This window comes from Paraburkholderia kururiensis JCM 10599 = LMG 19447 (assembly GCF_003986935.1).
GTDB lineage: Bacteria > Pseudomonadota > Gammaproteobacteria > Burkholderiales > Burkholderiaceae > Paraburkholderia > Paraburkholderia kururiensis.
In genome coordinates this window covers 77454-101012 of record NZ_RJZE01000026.1, presented here as the reverse complement: position 1 = coordinate 101012, position 23559 = coordinate 77454, and the positions used below count along the sequence as shown (strand labels likewise).

Annotated in this window: 20 protein-coding genes; 11 read left to right on the top strand and 9 right to left on the bottom strand. The window is 64.5% G+C overall.

The window, feature by feature from the left end:
• Positions 1-35: 35 nt before the first annotated feature.
• The 3 genes from PKKP23_RS27060 to PKKP23_RS33825 all read left to right on the top strand — a co-directional run bounded on the left by PKKP23_RS27060 (position 36) and on the right by PKKP23_RS33825 (position 2131).
• Entirely contained in the window at positions 36-1034 is a 999-nt protein-coding gene (locus PKKP23_RS27060) for an SMP-30/gluconolactonase/LRE family protein (RefSeq protein WP_126879161.1), read from the top strand.
• A gap of 52 nt (positions 1035-1086) precedes the next feature.
• On the top strand, positions 1087-1878 hold the full coding sequence (locus PKKP23_RS27055) for an SDR family oxidoreductase (protein ID WP_126879160.1): 792 nt from the start codon (positions 1087-1089) through the stop codon (positions 1876-1878).
• A gap of 94 nt (positions 1879-1972) precedes the next feature.
• A complete protein-coding gene (locus PKKP23_RS33825) occupies positions 1973-2131 on the top strand; it encodes a hypothetical protein (RefSeq protein ID WP_161978151.1) in 159 nt (52 codons plus the stop codon).
• Here PKKP23_RS33825 and PKKP23_RS27050 read toward each other — a convergent pair.
• Positions 2128-3066 carry a LysR family transcriptional regulator gene (locus PKKP23_RS27050; protein WP_126879159.1) on the bottom strand — a complete coding sequence of 313 codons (939 nt, stop codon included), beginning with the start codon at positions 3064-3066 and terminating at the stop codon, positions 2128-2130. The genes PKKP23_RS33825 and PKKP23_RS27050 overlap by 4 nt on opposite strands.
• 150 nt (positions 3067-3216) lie before the next feature.
• Between PKKP23_RS27050 and PKKP23_RS27045 the strand changes: the two genes are divergently transcribed.
• A complete protein-coding gene (locus PKKP23_RS27045) occupies positions 3217-3930 on the top strand; it encodes an SDR family NAD(P)-dependent oxidoreductase (protein WP_126879158.1) in 714 nt (237 codons plus the stop codon).
• Between the two features lie 57 nt (positions 3931-3987).
• Here PKKP23_RS27045 and PKKP23_RS27040 read toward each other — a convergent pair whose 3' ends face one another.
• Positions 3988-5097, bottom strand: a complete 1110-nt coding sequence (locus PKKP23_RS27040) for a lysozyme inhibitor LprI family protein (RefSeq protein WP_126879157.1) — start codon at positions 5095-5097, stop codon at positions 3988-3990.
• Positions 5098-5153: 56 nt separating this feature from the next.
• On the bottom strand, positions 5154-6041 hold the full coding sequence (locus PKKP23_RS27035; protein ID WP_126879156.1) for a LysR family transcriptional regulator: 888 nt from the start codon (positions 6039-6041) through the stop codon (positions 5154-5156).
• 168 nt (positions 6042-6209) lie between these two features.
• Here PKKP23_RS27035 and PKKP23_RS27030 point away from each other — a divergent pair, with 168 nt between their 5' ends.
• The 3 genes from PKKP23_RS27030 (at position 6210) to PKKP23_RS27020 (ending at position 10422) form a co-directional block, all read left to right on the top strand.
• On the top strand, positions 6210-7736 hold the full coding sequence (locus PKKP23_RS27030) for an MFS transporter (protein WP_126879186.1): 1527 nt from the start codon (positions 6210-6212) through the stop codon (positions 7734-7736).
• A gap of 223 nt (positions 7737-7959) precedes the next feature.
• Positions 7960-8979: an MBL fold metallo-hydrolase gene (locus tag PKKP23_RS27025; protein WP_126879155.1), complete on the top strand. Its 1020-nt coding sequence runs from the start codon at positions 7960-7962 to the stop codon at positions 8977-8979.
• A gap of 282 nt (positions 8980-9261) precedes the next feature.
• A complete protein-coding gene (locus PKKP23_RS27020; RefSeq protein WP_126879154.1) occupies positions 9262-10422 on the top strand; it encodes a glycoside hydrolase family 53 protein in 1161 nt (386 codons plus the stop codon).
• A gap of 51 nt (positions 10423-10473) precedes the next feature.
• Here PKKP23_RS27020 and PKKP23_RS27015 read toward each other — a convergent pair whose 3' ends face one another.
• From PKKP23_RS27015 to PKKP23_RS26990, 6 genes are all read right to left on the bottom strand, one after another.
• On the bottom strand, positions 10474-11811 hold the full coding sequence (locus tag PKKP23_RS27015) for a sugar efflux transporter (RefSeq protein WP_126879153.1): 1338 nt from the start codon (positions 11809-11811) through the stop codon (positions 10474-10476).
• Between the two features lie 3 nt (positions 11812-11814).
• The gene (locus tag PKKP23_RS27010) at positions 11815-13773 is read right to left on the bottom strand and encodes a beta-galactosidase (RefSeq protein ID WP_126879152.1); all 1959 of its coding nucleotides are present in this window, start codon (positions 13771-13773) and stop codon (positions 11815-11817) included.
• Positions 13774-13842: 69 nt separating this feature from the next.
• Positions 13843-14694: a carbohydrate ABC transporter permease gene (locus tag PKKP23_RS27005; RefSeq protein WP_017775174.1), complete on the bottom strand. Its 852-nt coding sequence runs from the start codon at positions 14692-14694 to the stop codon at positions 13843-13845.
• Positions 14695-14704: 10 nt separating this feature from the next.
• Entirely contained in the window at positions 14705-15622 is a 918-nt protein-coding gene (locus PKKP23_RS27000; RefSeq protein WP_240659157.1) for a carbohydrate ABC transporter permease, read from the bottom strand.
• Between the two features lie 64 nt (positions 15623-15686).
• Positions 15687-16928 (bottom strand): ABC transporter substrate-binding protein, encoded by a 1242-nt coding sequence (locus PKKP23_RS26995; RefSeq protein WP_126879151.1) that lies wholly within the window; start codon positions 16926-16928, stop codon positions 15687-15689.
• A gap of 49 nt (positions 16929-16977) precedes the next feature.
• Entirely contained in the window at positions 16978-18135 is a 1158-nt protein-coding gene (locus PKKP23_RS26990; protein WP_017775177.1) for an ABC transporter ATP-binding protein, read from the bottom strand.
• Between the two features lie 254 nt (positions 18136-18389).
• On the opposite strand from PKKP23_RS26990, the gene PKKP23_RS26985 reads away from it, so the two are divergent.
• The 4 genes from PKKP23_RS26985 to PKKP23_RS26970 all read left to right on the top strand — a co-directional run bounded on the left by PKKP23_RS26985 (position 18390) and on the right by PKKP23_RS26970 (position 23476).
• A complete protein-coding gene (locus tag PKKP23_RS26985; protein ID WP_126879150.1) occupies positions 18390-19415 on the top strand; it encodes a LacI family DNA-binding transcriptional regulator in 1026 nt (341 codons plus the stop codon).
• Between the two features lie 237 nt (positions 19416-19652).
• Positions 19653-20831, top strand: coding sequence for a glycosyltransferase family 9 protein (locus tag PKKP23_RS26980; protein WP_240659156.1), 1179 nt, complete (start codon positions 19653-19655; stop codon positions 20829-20831).
• A 302-nt stretch (positions 20832-21133) separates the two neighbouring features.
• Positions 21134-21961 carry a p-hydroxycinnamoyl CoA hydratase/lyase gene (locus tag PKKP23_RS26975; RefSeq protein WP_017775180.1) on the top strand — a complete coding sequence of 276 codons (828 nt, stop codon included), beginning with the start codon at positions 21134-21136 and terminating at the stop codon, positions 21959-21961.
• A 63-nt stretch (positions 21962-22024) separates the two neighbouring features.
• Positions 22025-23476: an aldehyde dehydrogenase gene (locus PKKP23_RS26970; protein ID WP_126879149.1), complete on the top strand. Its 1452-nt coding sequence runs from the start codon at positions 22025-22027 to the stop codon at positions 23474-23476.
• Positions 23477-23559 lie beyond the last annotated feature (83 nt).

Genomic DNA, 23559 nt, shown 5'->3' with positions numbered 1-23559 from the left:
TGTGACGAGCGGAACCACTACACGGAGGATAACGAATGAATCCGATCAAAGACTTCGTGGTTGACGTTGCCGCTATTCGAACCATAGGCACGCAGCTGCAACGTCCCGAATGCATTCTCGCGCAGCGCGATGGCTCGCTGCTGACGGCCGATGCGCGCGGCGGGATTGTGCACATCGATGCGTCGGGCGAACAAAAGCTGGTTCTGCCAGCTAACGTGGATACCGCGGCTATCGGAGATGGCTTGACGAGTGGGTCCTTGCCTAATGGTCTCGCCCTGGACGCTCAAGGCAACGTGATCATCGCGAACATTGGTACGGATCGTGTAGAACGGCTTATGCGCTCGGGCGAAATGCGCGTTCTGCTCGACAGCGTCGATGGCAGGCCGATGGGAAAGGTCAACTTCGTATTGAGAGACAGCAAGGATCGCCTCTGGATCACGGTCTCCACGCGCATCAATCCGTGGCCCGACGCGATTCGTTCGAATCTTGCGGATGGCTACATCGTGCTGCTCGACGAACGCGGCGCGCGCATCGTCGCGGACGGGCTCGCGTTTACCAACGAGATTCGCTTCGACGCGCGCGAAGAATGGCTATACGTGGCCGAGACCACGGCGAAGCGCGTCAGCCGTTTTCGCGTGCTGGACAACGGCGAACTCGGTCCTCGAGAAATCTATGGTCCGACCCAACTGGGCGCCGGCCTGATCGACGGAATCGCGTTCGATGCGTATGGAAACCTCTGGTGCGCGATGATTTTTGCGGACCGCCTGATTGCCATCGATCCGGGCGGCGACATTCACACGCTGCTTGACGATGGCGATAAGAACGCCACCGCGCGCTTCGATGCAGCGTTCGCAACCGGCGAGATCGTGCCGGGGAAAATCATGGAGGCGACGGGTGGCACGATCGCACCATGGCTAACCAGTGTGACCTTCGGCGGACCGGACCTCAAAACCGTGTACCTGGGCAGCCTGAAAGGCCAATCGATTCCGTACTTCACTTCACCCGTTGCCGGGCTGCCGATGATTCACTGGTAAGCCGCGAAACGGGTTCTGTGGGGCAAGCAAAGATACTTCGTTGGTGTGAGACATGAATACTTTCGAGCTACTGAAACCGGTGCCGGGCCTGCGCGTGCTCATTTCCGGCGCGGCGACCGGCATTGGCGCCGCCATTGCAGAGGCATTCACGCAAGCAGACGCGCAAGTCTATGTTTGCGACGTGAATACATCGGCTATCGAAAAAGCGAAAGCGCGCAATCCGAAGCTTCACGTGGGTGTTGCGGACGTGAGCAGCCGTGAGCAGGTGGACAGCGTCATAGACGACGCGAGCAACAAACTGGGAGGACTCGACCTCCTTATCAACAATGCAGGCATTGCCGGGCCGACAGGCGAGGTGGAGTCGATTCAGCCGGAAGAATGGGAGCGGACCATTTCAACCAACCTTAACAGCCAGTACTACTTTCTGCGCAAGGCGGTGCCGCTGCTGAAAGAGACGTCGGACTGCCCCGGCATCATCGCGATGTCGTCCGTGGCGGGGCGATTGGGCTACGCGTTTCGTACACCGTATGCGTCGACGAAGTGGGCAATTGTCGGGCTCGTCAAATCGCTGGCTGTCGAGTTGGGACCCAGCAACATCCGCGTCAATGCGATTTTGCCGGGCGTGGTGCAGGGCGAAAGAATGGACAGGGTGATCGCCGCGCGAGCCGAATCGACAGGCGTTTCGTTTGAGGAGATGAAAGCGCAGTACCTCAAAAAGATCTCGCTCCGGCGCATGGTGACCGTGGACGACATCGCTGCCATGACGCTCTTTCTCGCGTCGCCGGCCGGCCGCAATATTTCGGGGCAGGCGATCAGTGTGGATGGCAATGTCGAGTATCTTTGACTGATTCGGATAACAGGATATTGTCGTTTTATAACATGGATGATTTAACGGACTGAATGACTGCGCGACTCGCGCTGATATCGCGAGAATATCGATGTCTAAAGAGAATGTTTATCAGATCGTAGAGGGCCGTCATGGGCGCTTTCTCGTCAATCCGCACAAGAAGATCGACTGGGGACGCCTGCCGCTGTCGCCCGACAACTCTCGCACCGGCTTCAGCATTCAAAGGGGCGCACTCGATCATCGGGCCTAATCCCGCCACAGTGCCTCCCGCTGCCGGCACACACCCAGCACGAGCTGCCGTAACCAGCGATGAACCGGGTCGGCCTCGAACCTCGGATGCCACATCTGCGAGACCGTGATCTGTGCGGTTTCAACCGGAAGCTCGAACGTGTAGATCGCCTCGGGGGCCTGCGATTCGCCGTGCTCCAGTCGATTGCGCACGAACGACGCGGGCACCAACGCGATCAGATCGGAGGCACACGCAACGGCCAGCGCGGCCGGAAAGCCCGGCACCACGGCAACGACCCTTCTTTTCAGCCCTGACGCGGCAAGAGCTTCGTCCACCGGTCCAGTGCCTTGTCCACGGCGCGACGCAACGACGTGACCAAAGGCAACGTACCGTTCCGGGCTCACGTTGCGTTCGCGTTCGAGCGGATGCCCCTTCCTCACCACGGCAAGAAAGCGGTCGCGAAACAGCGCCTGCACGCGTACCTCCGGTCCCATTTCGCTCAGCACGCCGATCTCCAGATCGGCCAGACCTTCTCGCAAATGCAGCGCTGTTTTCTCTGCCTTGGGCGCAAAACGTATCTGCACGAGCGGCGCGATGGCCGTGATTGCCGTGATGAGCGGCGCGCCGAAGGCTTCCACGAAACCCTCATTCGCGCGAATGGTGAAGGTGCGCTGCAACGTCGCGAAATCGGGTTCGGACGCGGAGGGGCGCAGTACCACGCGCGCCTCGTTCACCACATCGCGCGTGCGTTCGCGCAGCGCTTCTGCATGCGGCGTCAGCACCATGTTGCGACCCGCGCGAACCAGCAGCGGATCGCCCGTGGCCTCGCGCAGACGCGTCAGCGTGCGGCTCATGGCTGACGCGCTCAATCCCAGCCGGCGCGCAGCGCCCATCACGCTGCCTTCCGCGAGCAAGACGTCGAGTGCAACAAGCAGGTTCAGATCGGGTTCGGCCATGCGGGCTCCTGGCAGCGTGGGGCGATACATCGCGTTTGGTGCATTTTATAAGTGCACGCGCCGCGTCTTCCGCCACGTGTGCGGCGCCCATATAGTGCTTGAGACGTCACTGATCAGCGCAATTCTGCTTTCACTCCCAGGAAACGACTCATGCAAGACTCGACGACAAAGACGACACAAAAGACGGTTCTTCTCATCGGCGCATCGCGCGGGCTGGGTTTCGCAATGGCGGAGGAATACCTCGGGCGCGGCTGGCATGTGATCGCGACAGGCCGGGCGGGCTCCATGGAAAGGCTTCTGCAAGCGGCAGAAGCGTCGCACGGCGCGCTCGAAGTCGAGACAGTGGACATCACGATTGCCGGGCAGGTCGAGGCGTTGCATCGTCGTCTCGATGGCCGGCAAGTGGACGTGCTGTTCGTGAATGCCGGAGTCAAGAACGACGACAGCGAAACGATCGCCGACGTTTCCACGGAAGAGTTCGTCCGCGTCATGGTGACGAACGCGTTGAGCCCGATGAGGGTGATCGAAGCGCTTCAGGATCTCGTGCGGCCCACCGGAACGATAGGTGTCATGTCGTCAGGGCAGGGCAGTGTCACCAACAACGTGAACGGCCATTACGAGGTCTACCGTGGCAGCAAGGCCGCGCTCAACATGTTCATGCGCAGCTTCGCCGCACGCCACCAGCACGATGCGAGGACACTGTTGCTGATGGCGCCCGGCTGGGTACGAACAGACATGGGTGGCCCGCAGGCGCGCTTGAGTATCGAAGAGAGCATTCCGAATCTCGTCAGTACGATGGAGGCTTACGAAGGCCGTTCGGGATTGCATTACCTCGACTATCTCGGCAGGGTCGTGCCGTGGTGAGCGGTTGACGGCCGGAAGGCTTCTTCTGCTGCACGGCCAGCCGTGCCTCCCAACGCCTCACGGCATGATCCGCACGGGCACGGCATCGCTTCGACAGTCCTTGCGCTCGGATGCAAACAATTTCGGAAGTTCGCGTTTGTCGCTCGCGACATTGGTGTAATAGCGCATTTCGCTTTTGTTTTCGTCGATCAGATAAAGGAGCGCGGCCCACAGATGTCCGTGCTCGTCGTAGGCGATCGAAGCGTGGCTGTCGCACGCAATGCCGCGCACGAACATGCTGACGACGCTCACCGGTTTGCCGTTCAAGGTTGCGTGATCGGGTGTTCCAACCACGTCGGCAGCATCGACGAACTTCGGGTAGTCGTCGCCCACCATGGCGCGAAACGCCTTGTCGAGTTCCGCGGAGGGCAGCACGGAGCGGGTCACCAGATCCGGCGCGACGTTCGGGTCGTGTTCCGCAGCCACGTACGTGCCGCCGTAGGTCACGTTGAGCCCTGCGCCGCAGGTGGCCGAATCGCCTTTCTGTTCCACCTGCAGGCGACTCAGTACGCGCCGGAAGGTGAGTTCGCATCCTTCCGTGTCGCTTGCGTCGTCGCCACGATAGCGTGCGGCATCGCTCGTAACGAGGCTGGCTTTGCCGGACAGTTCGCCCGTATCCGCGCCGGCCGATGCGCTGAGGTCGAACGCGAACCCTCGCTTGCCGAGCTGACTGATGACGAGTTTCGACGGCGCATTGCCGTCGGCGTCAACGCGCCACCAGTTCCCGTTCCAGCGAAACGAGCGCCCGCCCGCTCGCAGCACGGTGGTGCGTTCGCTGTATTCGTACCGCAGGCAACTATCGTCATGGCAGCGGTTGCGCTCAGCGAGCCACGCGCGCTGGTCGGCCTTCCATGCGTCGGCGTCCTGCGTCGTGGCCAACAGATGCGCGTATGCCTCGCTCATCTCGTGGTCCATGCGCGAGAGCGTTGGATCGGCGCAGAGTCGACGTTCCACTGCGGATGCTGCCTTCGAACAATCGAATCCCGCTGCTGCGGCCAGCGATGGCAGGACGAAGAGCACAAGAGCGGCCGCTATTGTTCGCGCACGTCGTGCATGGGCAAGAAAGGCGGCAACTGTGCCAACGGCGTTGTCGTGTTTCGCTTGAACGGGTTGGGACGTGTGTTGCATTCAATCTCCTACGAGGTGCATTGAGTTTTTCCTGACCGTACGATTTCGTTTCGCTGTCACGCTTCTACAAACAACCGCTCGCACATGAAGTCCACGAACACGCGCAACTTTGGCGACAGTTGCCGGCTGGAGGGCCAGAGAACCGAGAACTGGCCGGGCGGAATGGCGAGATCGTTCAGCACGGTGACAAGCGAGCCGCATGCGAGCGCGTCGCGCACGAGGAAGTCCGGCACGAAGCCGATTCCGAAGCCTGCAATTACGGCGCCGCGCAGGGCCTCCATGTTGTTGCACGTCATCGACGTACGCAACCTGGGCGGCTCGCCGTCGTCGCCGAACGTCCAGGGCTGCAGCCGGCCGGTGGTGGGAAACCGGTAGCGCACGCAGTCGTGTGCGGCCAGTTCCGCGACCGTGCGCGGCTGGCCCATACGCACCACGTATTCGGGCGAGGCGCACAGCACGAAGCTAAACGGGCCCAGCCGGCGCGACATCAGGCTCGAATCGGTGAGCAAGCCGCTGCGAATCACCGCGTCGAAACCGCCTTCCACGACGTCGACGATCCGGTCGTTGAAATCGAGATCGAGTTCGACGTCCGGATAGCGCGCGCTGAATGCGGGCAACACCGGCAGCAGAAAGCGGTAGCCGATTACGGGCAGGCTCACCCGCAACCGGCCGCGCGGCGTCTGCGCGGCCTTTGAGAGCATCGCTTCGGCGTCGCGCAATTCTTCGAGAATGCGATGGCAGCGCTCGTGAAAGTGCTGCCCTTCGTGCGTCAGGCTCACGCGGCGTGTGGTGCGGTGAAAGAGCCGCACGCCGAGCGACGCCTCCAGCTTCGCAATGGCCTTGCCGACCGCGGACGCGGAAATGCCGAGCTTGCGCCCCGCCTCCACGAAGCTGAGCGTTTCCGCGGTTCGTACGAATGCGACGATGCCGTTCAAGTTGTCCATGCCGGTTCGACTCCCGATGGCCCGTTTCCATTGCGGAATGCCGCTCCGTAATTTACGGAACGGTGCCTTGTTTTTCGCCGATTGAATCCGGATTATCGTTCGTCGCTCAGCCGGATGCATAGCGTCGCGGTATGTCGCGATGTGCCGGCATTCCATGAGGAATCGATGATGGATACCACCTGCTCTTCCGGTCTCGCGAGGCGCACCGTCGTGCTGGCCGCCGTTTGCGTTGCCGCGCTCGCCATGCCGCTATCGTTTTCCGCGGGTGCGGTCGCAACGCCCGCGATCGGTCTCGACCTGGGCGGCAGCCCGGCCGCAATGAACTGGATCACCAACGCGTTCATGCTCACGTTCGGCAGCCTGCTGATGGCGGCCGGTACGCTTGCGGACCGGTTCGGCCGCAAACGGCTTTTCGCCTGCGGCGTGGCCGGTTTCACACTGAGTTCGCTTGCGCTTGGCTTCGCGCCTTCGGTGCTCGCGGTCGATCTGCTGCGCGCGGCGCAGGGCGTTGCCGCTGCGGCGACGCTCGCGGGCGGCACCGCGGCGCTGGCTCAGGAGTTCGACGGCCACGCGCGTACCCGTGCGTTCAGCCTGCTGGGCACCACGTTCGGAATAGGTCTTGCGTTCGGGCCGGTGCTTGCGGGTTGGCTGATCGCGGCGTTCGGCTGGCGCGCGATCTTCTCGACAGGCGCGCTTGCCGGCGTGCTGTCGCTGACGTTCGGCGTTCCGCGCATGCACGAGTCGCGCGATCCTCACGCACGCCAGGTCGATTGGGCCGGCACCATGACGTTCACGGCCGCGCTGGCGTGCTTCACGTATGGCGTGATCGAAGCGCCGTCGAGCGGCTGGATGTCGACGCCTGTCGTCTCGTCCCTCAGTGCGTCTGTTGCGTTCGCGGTGGCGTTCGTCATCGTCGAGCTACGAAGCGAGCGGCCGATGCTCGACGTGTCGCTGTTTCGCTATCCGCGCTTCGTCGGCGTGCAGGTCTTGCCCATCGCGACGTGCTATTGCTACATCGTGCTGCTCGTCGTGCTGCCTTTGCGCTTCATCGGCATCGAAGGCTACGACGCGATTCAAGCCGGCTGGCTGATGCTCGCGTTGTCGGCGCCCATGCTGGTGGTGCCGTTCATCGCCGCGACGCTCACGCGCTGGATGTCGGCGGGCGCCATTTCGGGGCTCGGGCTCCTGATCGCGGCGGCGGGGCTGCATGCGCTAGCCGGCGGGCTGCGCACACGCACCGGGCTGGCCGCCATCACACCGATGATCGCAATCGGCGTAGGGGCCGCGCTGCCGTGGGGGCTGATGGACGGGTTATCGGTCAGCGTGGTGCCGAAGTCGCGAGCGGGGATGGCAACGGGCATCTTCAGCACTACGCGTGTGGCCGGCGAGGGTGTCGCGCTCGCCATCGTCAATGCGCTGCTCGCCGCACTCGCGCAGCGCAGCCTGCACGCGGCTGCGCCAGCGGTAGCGCCCGGTACCCTCAACGAGGCCGCCGCGCGGCTCGCGACAGGCGACCTTGCACACGCGGCGGCGAAGCTGCCCGAGATCGCGCAGGCGACGCTTCACGCAGCCTACGATTCGGCGTTCGACCAGCTTCTCGACGGCCTGACGCTCATCACGCTGCTCAGTGCGCTCGCGGTGTTTGCGTTTCTGGGCAGAGTCCGCGCGCAAGACGAACCGGTGACGGCCAAATAGGGCGACGCTCTCGCAGTCTGTCAGCCGCCCATTGAACGGATGCTGAATAGTTCTGAAGACGGGGCGAGCCATCTGCCGGCGAAGAGCCGCCAACCATGCGCTGTACACGCTGCCACGGGGCGTTCAGAACGCTTAATTTCGCGCCCGCGTGAGCGGCAACCATAATCGATGGCGTCGATAGCGGGAAATCGCATTCCTTCACTTCTTTCCAGCCCTTCACGCCATGAAGACGTCTCTTACGCCTGTAAGCCGCGTTCCGTTATTCCGTGCATTCGCCTCGTTCGCGGTGCTTGCCGCCGCGGTGATGCTGTCGCTTCTGCATGCGTCGTCCGCGCACGCCGCTGCGCCTCAGGTCCGCACACAGGCGCCCGGCTTCTATCGCATGATGCTGGGCTCGTACGAAGTCACTGCGCTGCTCGACGGAACGCACGACTTTCCCGTGGAAACCGTGATGACGAACGTCTCGCGCACGGATACCGATCACGACCTCGCCAGCGACGATCTCTCGCTGCCCGTGCAGGGTTCGATCAACGCGTTTCTCATCAATACCGGCAGCCAGCTCGTGCTGATCGATACGGGCGCGGGCGTGCTGTATGGCGATTGTTGCGGGCACCTGCTCGCGAACCTGCGTGCAGCAGGCTACCGCCCAGAGCAGGTCGACCTCGTGCTGCTCACGCATATGCACAAGGATCATGTGGGCGGCGTGATGCTCGACGGAGAGCGTGCTTTTCCGAATGCGGTCGTGCGTGCGTCGCGCCGCGAGGCCGACTACTGGCTCGACGCGAACAACAAACGCACGGCGCCGGCCTTCCTGAGTTCGTTCTTCGACGCGGCCGCGCAGTCCGTTGCTCCGTACATTGCCGCGGGACGCTTCCAGCCGTTCGATGGCGACGCCACGCTTGCGCCGGGCATCCGCGCGCTCGCGGCGCCCGGCCATACGCCGGGCCACACCGCCTACGTGGTGCAAAGCGGGAAAGAGACGATGCTCGTGTGGGGCGACGTCATCCACGTTGCTTCTATTCAGCTGCGTGACCCTGCCGCGACGGTCGAATACGATTCGGACGCGACCGCGGCGCAACAGACGCGGCACGATCTGCTCGCACTTGCCGCGCAGCGACACTATGTGATCGGCGCGGCGCACATCGCGTTTCCTGGCCTGGGCCACGTGAGTCCGGACGGTGCGGGCTACCGATGGATTCCGTTGAACTACGACGGGGATCCGGCAAAGCATATGGCGCAGTGAGTATGCAGACGATCCGCGTGTCGGCCACCGGCACGCCAGGCATGCCACGTGTGTGTCGTCGGCGCGTGCGCCGATCTTCATGCCGCATGTGTGCGCTGCGCCATCCCGGCCGGCTCAGGGCCGTAGCTGCGCGGCCACATAGTGAACCTGCGTCGCCATCTTTGCCTCTCAGGACGTCCTTTTGATAGCCTTGGCAGGCAGTTCGCCGTCCAGAAATTTAAGCGCTTAAATTCGGCGACTGTCCCATCGGATCTGTCATGCAGGACAACTGGAGGAAGACACATGAAAAGAAGATCGATGCTGTCGTGGATGGCCGCCATCGCGGCGCTCGCGGGCTTCGATGCCGCGGTGCCGCGTCTTGCCGGCGCGGCGCAAAGCAGCGCGTCACAGGCGGTTCGGCCTTTCGCCATGGGCGCTGACGTCTCGACGCTGCTCGAACTCGAAGACCACGGCGCCCGCTATTACGACCACGGCGCAGCGCAGGACTGTCTGCTGATTCTGCGTCGGCACGGCGTAGATTCGATTCGCCTCAAGGTGTGGAACGATCCGGGCAATCCGGCGTTTTACCCCGCGAATCAAAGCTCGCCTGCGGGCTACAACAATGCGCAACACGTTTGCGTTCTGGCGCGCCGCGCGGCCGCGCTGGGCATGCGGATTCTCATCGACTTCCACTACAGCGACTGGTGGGCCGACCCCGGCAAGCAATACCCGCCGCACGCGTGGGCGGGCAAGAGTCTGGCCGAGACGTGCGATCTGTTGTCGGCCTACACGTCCGACGTGCTGCGCATGCTGCGGGCGGTGGGCGTGCGGCCCGAGTGGGTGCAGATCGGCAACGAGATCACGGGCGGCATGCTCTGGCCGCTCGGCAAATACGATCAGTGGGACAACCTCGCCCAATTGCTGAAGGCCGGGCACGACGCGGTGAAGTCCGTGGACGAGCGCATTCAGGTCATGCTGCATCTCGACAGCGGCGGCAACAATGCGACGAGCCGCTGGTGGTTCGACAGTGCCACGCAGCGCGGCGTGACCTTCGACCTGATCGGGCTTTCGTATTACCCGCAGTGGCAGGGCACGCTGGATGCACTCGGCGCCAACCTGAATGACCTCAGCGCGCGTTACGGCAAAGACGTGATGGTGGTGGAAACGGCGTATCCGTGGACGACGAGCGATGGTGATTTCGAACCGAACTCGATGACCAACACGGGTTCGGTCAACTATCCGCCCACGCCGGAAGGGCAGGCGCAGTTCGTGGGCGCGCTCGTCGATCTCGTCAAGGCGGTGCCCGGCCATCGCGGCAAGGGCGTGTTCTGGTGGGAGCCGGAGTGGACGCCGGTGCCGGGCGTGGGCTGGAAAGTGGGTGCCGGCGATCAGTGGGACAACAACACGCTGTTCGACTTCCACGGCAATGCGCTTTCGTCGCTGAACGCATTCAGCGTGCGGTAGGTCGTGGAAGGCGGCCGCAGGTAGCCGCGGGTCGCCGCAGCTAGTGACCGGTCAGTCCTCGCGCGTGGCTTGCCGCCGCGAGGGCACCAGAAGCCAAAGCCTTCGCGCGACAGCGCGCACGGAGCGCAGCGGCTGCCGCTCGAGCAGTTGTCGCACGGGCAAGTCGCCGGCGGCAAGCAGCACGAGCGCGCAGAGCGTGAGCGCCGCGCACATCAGAAACGCCGCACGGTAACCGAGGGTGCCGACGATCGTTCCCGAAAGCACGCCCGAAAGAATGGAACCCACGCGCGCCGCGTTGAAGAAGAGCGCGGTGGCGGCACCCGTCTGCCGCGGCATGAGGTCCTGGATGTAGGTCATGCCGAGGCACGACGTGATCGCCACAACGGCCGCGCTCAAGACCTGCAGCGGCACGACCATGCCGGGTCTCGACGCCGCCGCGAGCGCGACGAAGTACAGCGTATGAAGCACGGCGGCCGCGGTGAGCCAGCGTGGCTTCGAAAGCTGCGGCGATTTCGCGCCGAGCCACAGCATCATCGGTATTTCGAGCAGTGCGCCGAGACCCAATGCCGCCGAGACTTCGAGCCGCGTGCCGTTCAAGCCGTGCACGATGAAAAGCGGCAGCACGATCATGGTCGCGTTCGCGGCGAGACCAATCAGCGTGAGCGCGAGCAGGGCGCGGATGATGACGTTCGGGCCAGCCGGTTGCGCCGCGGCGTGCGTTTTGCTTGCGTCGGCGGCTGCGTGCGGCGCGTCGTGCTCCACCGCCGCCTCGCCTTCGCGCAGCGTGACACGGTGCCGTGCCGGGGCAATCTCGGGAATGCGGAATACGAGTACGGCGCTGGCCGCGAAGCTCGCCGCCGCGAAGGCGAACAGCCCGAGGAAACCGGTCTGCGCGAGAATCAGCGCGCCCACGGCCGGGCCGAACACCCACGCGGCGGACAGCAGCGTACGCAAGGCGGCCAGGGCGAAATCGGCCTGCGCTGAATCGTCGAGCGGCAGCACGGAACGGCCGAACGCAAACACCTGCGAAAGCGAGGCCGCGCCCGTGCCGAGCAACGCCACGCCAATCACGATGAGCGCCGTGTAGTCGCGCACGAAGCACAAGCCAAGGTAGCCGAGCGCCGCGGCCACGAGCGAGCCGATCAACGGCACGCGGTGCTTGCCGCGCCGGTCCGACCATCGGCCCGCGGCGGTGCTCGCCACCACGCCGCTTGCCGAAATGAGCGTCATGAAGAGGCCGAGCCGCAACGGCGACATGCCCGCTTCTTCGATACCGAAGAGCGACAGATACGGCGCCGTAAACGACAACGCCACGCCGAGCAACAGCATGGCGACTGCAAGCGGTACGAAGTGCGGAATCCGCGTCAGGCGGACAAAGCGCGAGCGCAACGGTCAATCGTCCTCGATCCAGGCGGCGACGCCGACAGGTTCCACCTGCGGGCCGCCCAGCACGAAACGCGCGCCGTGCGGGGCGGGTACGGCGTGCGGTTCGTCGCTGTAGTTGATGGCGAATCGGAGCGGTCCGCGCGTGCGCAGCCGCAATCCTTCGGGCAGCAGTATGGACTCGATGCCCGCATCGCGCACGCAGCGTGCCACGATGGCGCGCAGCATAGCCTGATCGAAGCGCGCCGTCACGAGGTTCACGCGGCCGTGGCGCAGCAGCGCCGGCACGCCGTCGTCGAACCGGGCGAGCACGTCGGCGCCGGTGCCGGGCTGGGCATGGTCGCGCCAGCGCAGCCCGTGTCCCTCGGTGCCTTCGAAGCGAATGGCGGGGCGAATGGAAGGCCGCAGCGATTCGACTTCCGCAATGCGAACGGGCAGCACGCCTTGCAGCTTGCCGGGCGGCAACCCGGGCGCAATGGCAAAGCTGCCGGTCTTCGAGCCTGTGCGGGGCCCGAAAATCCAGTGGCTCGCGCCGCGTTCGATCTGCGCGATCACGCTGTCCGGCAGGATCGGCAAGGTTGGGGCGACAACGAGCCGGTAGTCGGCAACGTCGGCATGCGCGGACACGATATCGACGTCGAGGCCCAGCGAACGCAACGCGCTGTACCACTCGAACACGTGATGCTGATAGTCGAAGTCCGCGCCGTGCGGTTGCGCGGCCACCATCCAGTCCGCCTCGTAATCGAACAGCAGCGCGACGGGTGCGTGCTTCTTCACGTCACGCGGCGCGCCGAGCGCTCGCAATTCTTCCGCTACCTGTGCTACTTCGCGACCGCCTTGCGAGAGCGTGTTGTCGGGCGCATGAAGGCCCGAGTGCATCTGTTCCTGTGCATAGGGGCACTGGCGCCAGCGGAAGTACGAGACCAGTTCCGCGCCGTGCGCGAAGGCTTCCCAGGTCCAGAGCCGCACCGCGCCCGGCTGCGGCACCGGGTTCCAGGGCGCCCAGTTCACTGGGCCCGCCTGCTGCTCCATGACCCACATGCGGCCTTTGCCGATGCCGCGATAGAGATCGTGGCTGAACGCCGACACATCGGGATGCCCGGTGCGGGCCCAGCGGTGCTTGTCTGCTTCCGCGAGCAGCAGCACCTCCGTGCGCGGCACGGGGTAGCTGTCCCAGGCGGCGACGTCGAGACCATGACGCGCGAACGCGTAGTGATCGAACGCCGTGAAGAAGCCCATGAAGTTGTGCAGCAGATCGCGCCCCGGCGCATGGGCGCGAATGAGTTCGGCCTGCAACGCGTGGAAGCTGGCCACTTCGTCGGACTGAAAGCGGCGAAAGTCGAGTACGTGCGACGGATTGAGATCCGTGGGTGTGCACTGCGGCAGCTCGATCTCGTCGAAGTGCCGGTATTCCATGCTCCAGAACACGTTGCCCCATGCCGTGTTCAGCGCACCGATCGTCTCGTAGCGGCCGGCAAGCCACTGTCGAAAGCGTTGCAGGGCCGCCTGCGTGTAGGTGGGCACAGTGTTGTGACAGCCCAGTTCGTTGTCCGTCTGCCACGCCACCACGGCCGGGTGATCGCCGTAGCGCCGCACCATTTCGCCGACAATGCGCGCGCAGTGCTCGCGATAGATCGGGCTCGATAGGTCGTAGTGACGCCGCGAACCGAATTGCATCACGGTGCCGTCGCGCGTCACAGGCAGAATCTCCGGATGCTGGTCCACGAGCCACTTCGGCGGCGAGGCCGTCGGCGTGCCGAGCACGATTTTCAGGCCGTGGCGCGCGAGCGTTTCGATGGCGTCGTCGAGCCATGCCCACGCGTAACGTCCCGGCTCCGGTTCCATGCGACTCCATGCGAACTCGGCGATACGCACGCGCGCAATGCCAAGCTCCGCCATGCGCCGCGCGTCGCTCTCCCATTGGTGCGCTGGCCAGTGTTCCGGGTAGTAACAGACGCCGAGTTGCATTGAAGTCGTTCCTTGCATCGTTGTTGAGTGGTTATGCGGCAGGCGCTCGCGGCTCCAGTGCCATCCCTTTCAGCCCTTGGTCGCGCCGAACGTAAGGCCTGCAACGAAGTGCTTCTGCATGGCGAAGAACATCGCCACCGAAGGCAGCGCCGCAAGCACGGACCCCGCGGACACGAGGTTCCACGCCGTGGTCCATTGCCCACGCAGCGCAGCGACGCCCACGGTGATGGGCGCGGCGTCGTCGCCTTGCGTGAGGCACAGCGCCCAGAAGTAGTCGTTCCAGACGAACGTGAAAACGAGAATCGCCAGCGCGGCAAGCGCGGGCCGTACGAGCGGCAGCACCACGCGCATGTAGATGCTCCATTCGCTCGCGCCTTCGATGCGGGCCGCTTCGATCAACTCGTACGGCAGTTCGCGAATGAAGTTGCGCAGAAAGAGCGTGCAGAAGCCGGTCTGAAACGCGGCGTGAAAGAGCACGAGCGCCCACACCGTGTTGTAGAGATTCAGCCCGAGCATCAATTCGCGCACCGGAATCATGAGGATCTGGATGGGCACGAAATTGCCCGCTACGAACAGCCCCAGCAGCACGGCGTTGCCGCGAAAGCGGTAGTTCGCCAGCGCATGGCCCGCCATCGAGGCGAGAAAGATCGACACCGCCGCAGCGGGCAGCGTAATCAGGCAGCTGTTCCAGAAGTAGTGGAGCATTGGCGTCTGCGTGAGCGCCGTGCCGTAGTTTTCGAAGAAGGCGAAATGCTTCGGCCAGCCCCAGTAGTTGCCTGCGGAAAGCTCGTCGGTGGAGCGCACCGAAGTCACGAGCACTGCGATGAGCGGCACGAGCCAGAGCAGCAGCGCAACCGGCAGCGAGAGGCGATAGATGAAACGCGGCGCGGGACGCCACCGTTGCACGGGCATCGGATACATGGCGGGTTCCTTACGATTCGACGCGCACGAGGCGGCGCAGTTGCCAGACGATGTAGACGAGCATGATCGCGAAGAGCACCACGGCGATGGCCGCCGAATAGCCTTCGCGGTAGTACTTGATGGCCTGGTCGTACATGAAGTACGCGAGCACGGTGGAGCTGTCGAAGGGTCCGCCGCCGCTCATCACGGAAATGAGGTCGAAGCTGCGCAGCGCGCCGATCACGGTGAGCACCACGGCCATGAAGGTGGCGGGCCGCAATTGCGGCAGGATGATGTGCCACAGCAGCGTGAAGCCGCGCGCGCCTTCCATGCGCGCAGCCTCGATGATCTCGCTGTTGATGCCGGTGAGCCCCGTGAGATAAAGAATCATGCAGAACGGTATCTGCGGCCACAGCGCGGCGAAGATGATGCCGTAGGTGACGTAGTGCGGATCGCCCAGCACGGGAATGCCGTGCCCCACGATCAGTTTGAGCAGGCCGAACGTGGGGTCGTAGAACCAGGAGAACACGAGACCCACCACGACGCCCGGCAATGCGAACGGCGCGAAGAACAGCGACTTCACGAGCCGGATGCCGAACACGTTCTGGTTCAGATACAGCGCAAGCGCGAGTCCCGCGGGCGGCGCGAGCAGAAACAGCACGAGCCAGATCAGATTGTTCTTGAGCGCCACGTAGAACGTGTCTGACGCGAACAGCTCGCGGTAATTGTCGAGCCCGGCGAAGCTCTTCGCCGTCATGCCGTCCCAGTGGTGAAAACTGAGACTGATGCTGCTCGCAATCGGATAGATGACGAACACGGCGAAGAGCGCGAAGCCGGGCAGCAGGAACAGCAGCGCGGCACGCGTGCGCCGCTGGCTGAGCGGCACCGGCTTGCGCGCGGCGGAGCACGGCGCTTGAGAACGCGACCGATGAATGGCGGTAAGCGACATGAGTGAGATTCCAGCGGTTCATGAACGGAGCGATGCGTGCATCGCTCCGCCGGTTGCTGCGCGGCTACTTCTTGTAGATGCGCTTGCGCGTGGCTTCGAGCCGCTGCAGGATCGAATCGATCTGCGTCGGGTCGGAGAAGAACTGCTGCATGGCCTTCATGCCTTCGTCGGCCATTTCCTTCGTCATGTCGCGGTCGTAGAACTGCGCGATGCCGCCCGTCGTACTGGAGAGCGTCTGGAAACCGACCTTCGAGATGGGGTCCTGCGGCTCGGGTGCCTTGTTGTTCGACGGCAACTGGCCCCAGCCCTTCGCGAGTTCGCCGTTGATTTGCGGCGTGCCCATGAAGGCGAGCAGGCGCTGGGCGTCGGCCTTGTTCTTCGCTTTCGCGGGCACGATCAGCACGTTGACGGGACCGTCTTCGGCCACGGGCACCGAGGCATCGATCACGGGGAAGCGGAAATAGCCCATCTCGTTGCGCGTGGCCGCGGGCAAGCCGGCGGAGAAGAAGGTGCCCATCAGCATCATTGCGGCCTGGCCGTTCACGAGCAGCGGACCGACCGAATCGACGTCGTACGAGAGTGCGTTCTCGATGAAGTACTTGTTGTCGATCAGCGTCTTCCACGCTTCGTACACGTGCTTCACGCGCGGGTCCGTATAAGCGACGTCGCCGGCCATCAACTGCTGGTGAAACGCGTATCCGTTGATGCGCAGGTCGAGGTAGTCGAACCACGCGGCAAGCGTCCACGAGTCGCGTGCGGCCACGGCGATGGGCGCCACGCCCGCGGCCTTCAGCTTGCGGCAGTCTTCGAGGAACTGTGCCCAGCTTGCGGGTTCGCCTGAAATGCCGGCCTTCTGGAACAAGTCCTTGCGATAGAAGAAGCCGTAGGCGTCGTAGCCGAGCGGCAGGCTGTACTGCTTGCCGGCATAACTCGACGACTGCTTGACCGAGGCATAGGTCTGGTTCCAATCGTTTTTCTGCCAGTCGCTGCTGAGGTCTGCGAGCAGGCCGCGCTTCGCGAAGTACGCCATGCGCTCGCCGTTGTGCCAGCTCAGTACGTCGGGTGGGTCGGTGGCGAGCCAGCCGGAAATCTGCACCTTGTAGGCTTCTTCGCCCACGTAGGTCACCTTCAGGTCGATATCGGGATTGGCCTTCCTGAATTGATCGAAGGCTTCCTGCCAGGTAGCGCGCTGATTGCCGCGCGCCGAAACGTCGACGGTGAGCGTGCCTGCATCCGCCACCGTAGCTGCTGTGAAAGCAGCGCCGGCGAGGCAGGCCAGTGCGAGCGCACGTGCGTTGAGCTTCATCTCGTTGTCTCCTTCAGTTGGTGTGTTTTACGTGTGGGCTGCTTTTCTCTTACGCGACGGCCAGCACCTCACGGCTCTGCAAAACGGCTTTGCCTGCTGCGTCGAACAAATGGCACAAGCCCTCGGGTAAATGGAACGATTGCCGATCGCCTTCACGCAGCGGCGACGTGCCCGGCGACTTCGCGAGCAACGGCGCGCCGCCCGGCTGGTCGAGATGCACGTAAGCGGCCTCGCCCAGTTGTTCGACGAGCAGCACCGTGCGCGTGATCGTGCCGGCCTGCGCGGCGTCGCGCGGCGGCATGGGCGAAAGGTGCTCGGGGCGAATGCCCAGCGTGACGCGTTCGCCTGCGGCGAGCGTTCGTTGCGGCCTGCGATCGTGCAGCGTGACAGCCTCGCCGCTGGCGTCGAGACGCAGTTCGATGGTGTCGCCGTGCGCCGCGGCAATCGTGGCGGGCAGGAAGTTCATGCGCGGCGAGCCGATGAAGCCGGCCACGAAAAGGCTGGCGGGGCGATGGTAGAGATCGAGCGGCGCGCCGATCTGCGCGATGCTGCCTTCGCGCGCCACGTCTTCGCCGGAGCGCAGCAGCACGATCTTGTCGGCGAGCGTCATGGCTTCCACCTGATCGTGCGTTACGTAGACCGAACTGGCTTCGCGAAAGCGCCCGTGCAACCGGGCGATTTCGATGCGCGTCTGTCCGCGCAGGGCTGCATCGAGATTCGAGAGCGGTTCGTCGAAGAGGAACACTTTCGGCTCGCGCACGATGGCGCGGCCAATGGCAACACGCTGGCGCTGTCCACCCGAAAGCTGCTTCGGGCGACGCTCCAGCAGTTCTTCGAGTTGCAGCACGCGCGCAGCTTCCTGCACGCGGCGGCGAATTTCGTCCTTCGGCGTGCCTGCAATGCGCAGGCCGAAGCCGATGTTGTCGAACACCGTCATGTGGGGAAAGAGCGCATAGCTCTGGAACACCATCGCGACTCCGCGTTCCGCGGGCGGTGTTTCGTTCATGCGCTCGCCGCCGATCAGGAGTTCGCCCGTGGTGAGTTCTTCGAGCCCCGCGATGATGCGCAGCAACGTGGACTTTCCGCAGCCGGACGGCCCGAGGAACACACAAAACTCGTGGTCGCCGATGTCGAGGTTGACGTCCTGCAAGACGGGCCGGTGCTGGCCGTACTGCTTCGAGACATGGCGCAGCGAAATGGTGGTCATCGCTTGCTCCCGGACAGCGGAGCGCGGCGCTGCATCGAATAACTCGCGCAATTTGCGCTGAGATTTAAGCGCTTAAATTTTTGTGTTGCAAAGTTCAGCAGCGGCCGTACCATGTCGTCTCCTGCAAGTCGTTGTGGAGCAGAACTTAGCGCAGCGATTTCAGCGGTGCAACTTTTTGAAACGCCATCCCAGCATATGAGTAACGCTATGACCACGTGCGTGACGCGATTTCCCGGGCGTGGAGCGCGCACGCGATGGTGACCCTCGCCGAAGTCGCGCGGCGCGCGAAAGTAACCGGCGCGACCGTGTCCAACGTGCTGCGCAATCCGCAGAAGGTGAAGCCCGAAACCGTCGAACGCGTGATGGCCGCCATCCGCGAACTCGGCTACCGGCCGAATCTCACCGCGCGTGCGTTGGCGCAGGGCCGTACGTCCACGCTCGCGCTCATGCTGTCCAACATCGCCAATCCGTTCTACCCCGAGTTCGTGCTCGCGGCCGAACGCGAGGCGCGCAAGCGCGGCTATTTCCTGCTGGTCTGCAATACCGACGACGACCCCGCCATCACGCGCGCCTACCTCGACCAGATTGCGGGCACGCTCGCCGCCGGTGTGATCGTGATGAACACGGACCTCGCCGAGCGCGAATTGATCGACGTGGCGGGGCGCGGCGCGGCCGTGGTGCTATGCATGTGGGAGCACGTGCAGCCCTCGCGCGCGTTGCCCTGCGTGACGGTCGACTTCGCCGCGGCGGGTGCGCTCGCCGCCGGCCACCTCTCGGAACTCGGGCACCGCAAGTTCGGCGCGCTCGTGGGCGAGGGGTCCGGTGGCCCGCAAACGGTGCGCGTGGCGGGCTTCGAAAGCGGACTCGCGGCGCGCGGTCATGCGGCGAAGTCGCTTTTCGTGGCGCGCACGCGCGATTCGATCGAGGGCGGCTACGAAGCCGCCATGGCGCTGCTGCGCAAGCACCCCGCGGTGACCGCGCTCTTTGCGACGAACGACTTGATGGCCATCGGCGCAATGCAGGCCGCGGCGGATCTCGGCAAACGCGTGCCCAACGACCTTTCCGTGATCGGCATCACGGATATCCAGCTTTCCCACCAGTTCCGCCCGGCGCTCACCACCGTGCGTTTTCCGACCGCGGAGATCGCCGCGCGCTCCATTACGCTCGCGCTCGAAATGGTGGAAGGCACGGCGCCGACGCAGGAAATGTACGCAGTGCGCGGCCCCGAACTCGTGGTGCGCGAATCGACGGGGCCCGCGCCATCGCGGCGACGCAGTTGAGCCGGCGCGGTTGAGGCGGCTTTTATCCGCATCGCTAACGCTGCTCCCTTTCCAGATGACAAAAATGTGGCGGTTTGCTGTCGGCGCCGACCACGGGAAATTTGTGTTTGTCGTATAGTCGCGCGAGCGCATCAGAAGTCGGTAATCAACACGCGACACATACGCGATGCGCCACGCGGACCCAACGTTTTCTGCGCGACAGGACGACATCCGCGGCATTCTGGAGAAAGCGGATGGATGAACAGACCAACGGGGTGTGCGATGGCGGCTTTGTTTTCTGAGGCCGCTCCACCAGAGACCATTCTCGTCATCTGTACGGCCCGCATCGGCGACGTGGTGCTCACCACGCCCGTGGTGCGCGCCTTGAAGACGAAGTGGCCGGGCGCGCAGATCGACATGCTGATTTTCGAGGGCACGAGCGGCGCGCTCGAAAACAATCCCGACATTCGGCGCGTCATCGCCGTGCGGCGCAGCGCGAATCTCGATGCGTGCCTCGGTGTGGTGCACAAGCTATGGCGCCGGTACGACCTGGCTTGCTCGCTGAAGACGTCGAGTGTGGCCATGCTCTGCTGCTGGATGGCCGGGCGCAAGCGGGTGGGTGTGGTGGCCGCGTCGGGCAGGAGCTGGACGCGCCGGCGGCTGCTGCATCGGTTCGCCGTGGAGCATGACGCGTCGATCCATGTGGTGGAAAGCGGTGCCGCGGTGGCGGAACTGCTCGGCATTTCGCCTTCGTTCGAAGTGGTGCCGCCCGCAATGAGCGGCGCGCCTGAGCAGCGGGCGCATCTCGATTCGCTGCTCGCGCCTGCGGCCGGCAAGCCGTATGTGGTCCTCCAGACGTTTCCCAAGTACCAGTACAAGCGTTGGCACGTGGAAGGTTGGGCCTCGCTCATCCGCTTCGTGCGCTCGCACGGCTACGCGCCCGTGCTCACGGGCGGCGCGGACGCGGAGGAAGTCTCGTACGCGAACGAAGTGGCGAGCCACGCGGGCGTCGAGGTGATCGATCTCGTCGGCAAACTGAGCTTCGGTGCGACGGCGGAAGTGATCCGCCATGCGAGCCTGTTCGTCGGCCCGGATACTTCCACGACGCACGTGGCCGCGGCGACCGGGGTGCCCACCATCGCGCTCTTTGGCCCCTCGAACCCGATGCGCTGGGGCCCCTGGCCGAAGGGCTGGACAGGTTCCACGCCGTGGACCTTCGTCGGCTCTGCGCAAAGAGGCAACGTGTGGCTGATTCAGGGCAACGGCGGCTGCGTGCCGTGCGAGCAGGAGGGCTGTGAGCGCAACCTCGCGAGCCGCAGCGACTGCCTGTCGACGCTCGGGGCACACCGCGTGATCGACGCGGCCGCCGCGCTCCTGCGTATCGCGCAGGACGTGCGCATCAAGATTCCCGTTTTCGCGGAGCGCGTTGTGGCGTGACGGCTGCTTTGAGATTCGCTTGATGCCGGGTTGATGTCTGGTTGATGCCGGGTTGAGGCCCGCCCAGCGCGCCCTAAGCTTGTCCGCACACGTACAAAACACTTCCCATACGCCTTGCGCCCCGCTTTGCCGGGGCGTTTCGTTTTGCGTCCTTGCCGACGCTTCCATGACGCAGCGAACGGCGGGTTCGCACCCGATTAGGGGTTTGTCCCAAGGCGCGTCGATGGCGCTTTACATATCAGGTAGCCTGATAGTAAATTGGTGGCAAGTCGCAATCGCGGCATTGTTCATGGAGAGAAACGATGAGTTACGAAGGTCGCTGGAGCACGGTCAAGGTGGTGGTAGAGGGCGGCATCGCGTGGGTGACGCTGAACCGGCCGGAAAAGCGCAACGCAATGAGCCCCACGCTCAATTCCGAGATGACCAACGTGCTGGAGACGGTGGAGCTGGACCCGGAAGCCCAGGTGCTCGTGCTGACGGGCGAAGGCGACGCGTGGACGGCCGGCATGGACCTGAAGGAATACTTCCGCGAAGTGGATGCCGGTCCTGAAATTCTTCAGGAAAAGATTCGCCGCGACGCGAGCCGCTGGCAGTGGCAATTGCTGCGCATGTATTCGAAGCCCACCATCGCGATGGTGAACGGTTGGTGTTTCGGCGGCGGGTTCTCGCCCCTCGTGGCCTGCGACCTCGCCATCGCCGCGGACGAAGCCGTGTTCGGCCTCTCGGAAATCAACTGGGGCATCCCGCCGGGCAACCTCGTCAGCAAGGCCATGGCCGATACGGTGGGGCACCGCCAGGCGCTCTACTACATCATGACGGGCGAGACCTTCACCGGCCAGCAGGCGGCGCAAATGGGCCTCGTGAACAAGAGCGTGCCGCGCGCGGAACTGCGCGAAGAAGTGCGCGCGCTGGCCGCGAAGCTGCTCGACAAGAATCCCGTGGTGCTGCGTAACGCGAAGCATGGCTTCAAGCGCTGCCGCGAACTCACGTGGGAGCAGAACGAGGACTACCTGTACGCCAAGCTCGATCAGGCCAGTTACCGCGACCCGGAAGGCGGCCGCGCGCAAGGCCTCAAGCAGTTCCTCGACGACAAGAGCATCAAGCCCGGCCTGCAAAGCTACCGGCGCTAAGACGCCATACCGGACGCAACCGGACAAGACCAGAGCAGACGAGACCTGAGCGGAGACATCGAAATGCACGAGGTGAGCTTGTTGATCGACGGCGTGTCGCGCGGCGCGTCGGACCATGGAACGTTCGAGCGGATCGGTCCGGCGAGCGGGCAGCCGGTGTCGCGCGCAGCGGCCGCCACGCTGGCCGATGCGGACGCCGCAGTGGCCGCCGCCGCGCGCGCCTTCCCGGCGTGGTCCACGCTCGGGCCCACTGAGCGCCGCAAGCGGCTTGCCGCCGCGGCCGACCTGATGGACGCCCGCGCCGCCGACTTCATCGCCATCGGCACCGCTGAAACAGGCGCCATGCCGAACTGGTACGGCTTCAACGTGATGCTCGCGGCCAACATGCTGCGCGAGGCCGCGGCCATGACGACGCAGATCGACGGCGCCGTGATTCCCTCCGACGTGCCCGGCAGTCTCGCCATGGCCGTGCGCCAGCCGTGCGGCGTGGTGCTCGGTATGGCGCCGTGGAATGCGCCCGTGATTCTCGGCACGCGCGCACTCGCCATGCCGCTCGCGTGTGGCAACACGGTGGTGCTGAAGGCCTCCGAGGGCTGCCCTGGCGTGCATCGCCTGATCGGCAGCGTGTTGCACGATGCGGGTCTGGGCGATGGCGTTGTGAACGTGGTTACGCATGCTGCCGCGGACGCGCCCGCCATCGTCGAACGTCTGATCGCGAATCCTGCCGTGAAGCGTGTGAACTTCACGGGCTCCACGCGCGTGGGCCGCATCGTGGCCGAACTTTCGGCGCGTAATCTGAAGCCGGCGCTGCTCGAACTGGGCGGCAAGGCGCCGGTGCTCGTGCTCGACGACGCCGACCTCGACGCCGCCGTGCAGGCCGTCGCCTTCGGTGCGTTCTTCAACCAGGGGCAGATCTGCATGTCGACGGAGCGCGTGATCGTTGACCGCAAGGTGGCGGACGCTTTCGTCGAGAAGCTCGTCGCGAAGGCGCGCACGCTGAAGGCCGGCGACCCTGCCGCGCCGGGCGTCGTGCTCGGCACGCTGGAGAGCGTGGGCGCGGCGCAGCGTATCAAGGCGCTCGTGGAAGACGCACGCGCCCACGGCGCCGCGCTGCCGCTGGGCTGCGAGGCGACGGGCGCGGTGATGCAGCCTGTTATCGTGGACGGCATGACGCCTGCCATGAAGCTCTACGCGGACGAATCGTTCGGGCCGGTGGTCACGGTGCAGCGCGTGGACGGCGACGACGAAGCGCTCGCCGTCGCGAACGACAGCGAATACGGTCTCTCGGCCGCGGTGTTCAGCCGCGACATCGCGCGCGCGATGCAGGTGGCGAAGCGCATTGAGTCGGGCATCTGCCACATCAACGGCCCGACGGTGCACGACGAGGCGCAGATGCCGTTCGGCGGCGTGAAGGCAAGCGGATACGGACGGTTCGGCAGCAAGGCGTCCGTGGCGGAGTTCACGGACCTGCGCTGGATCACCGTTCAGACCGGCCCCCGTCACTATCCGATCTGAACGGGCCGCCTCGTTCCGACCGGTTCGGACCAGACCCGGTCGGGCAGACCCGGTCAGGCAGACCCGGTCGGGCAGACCGTACC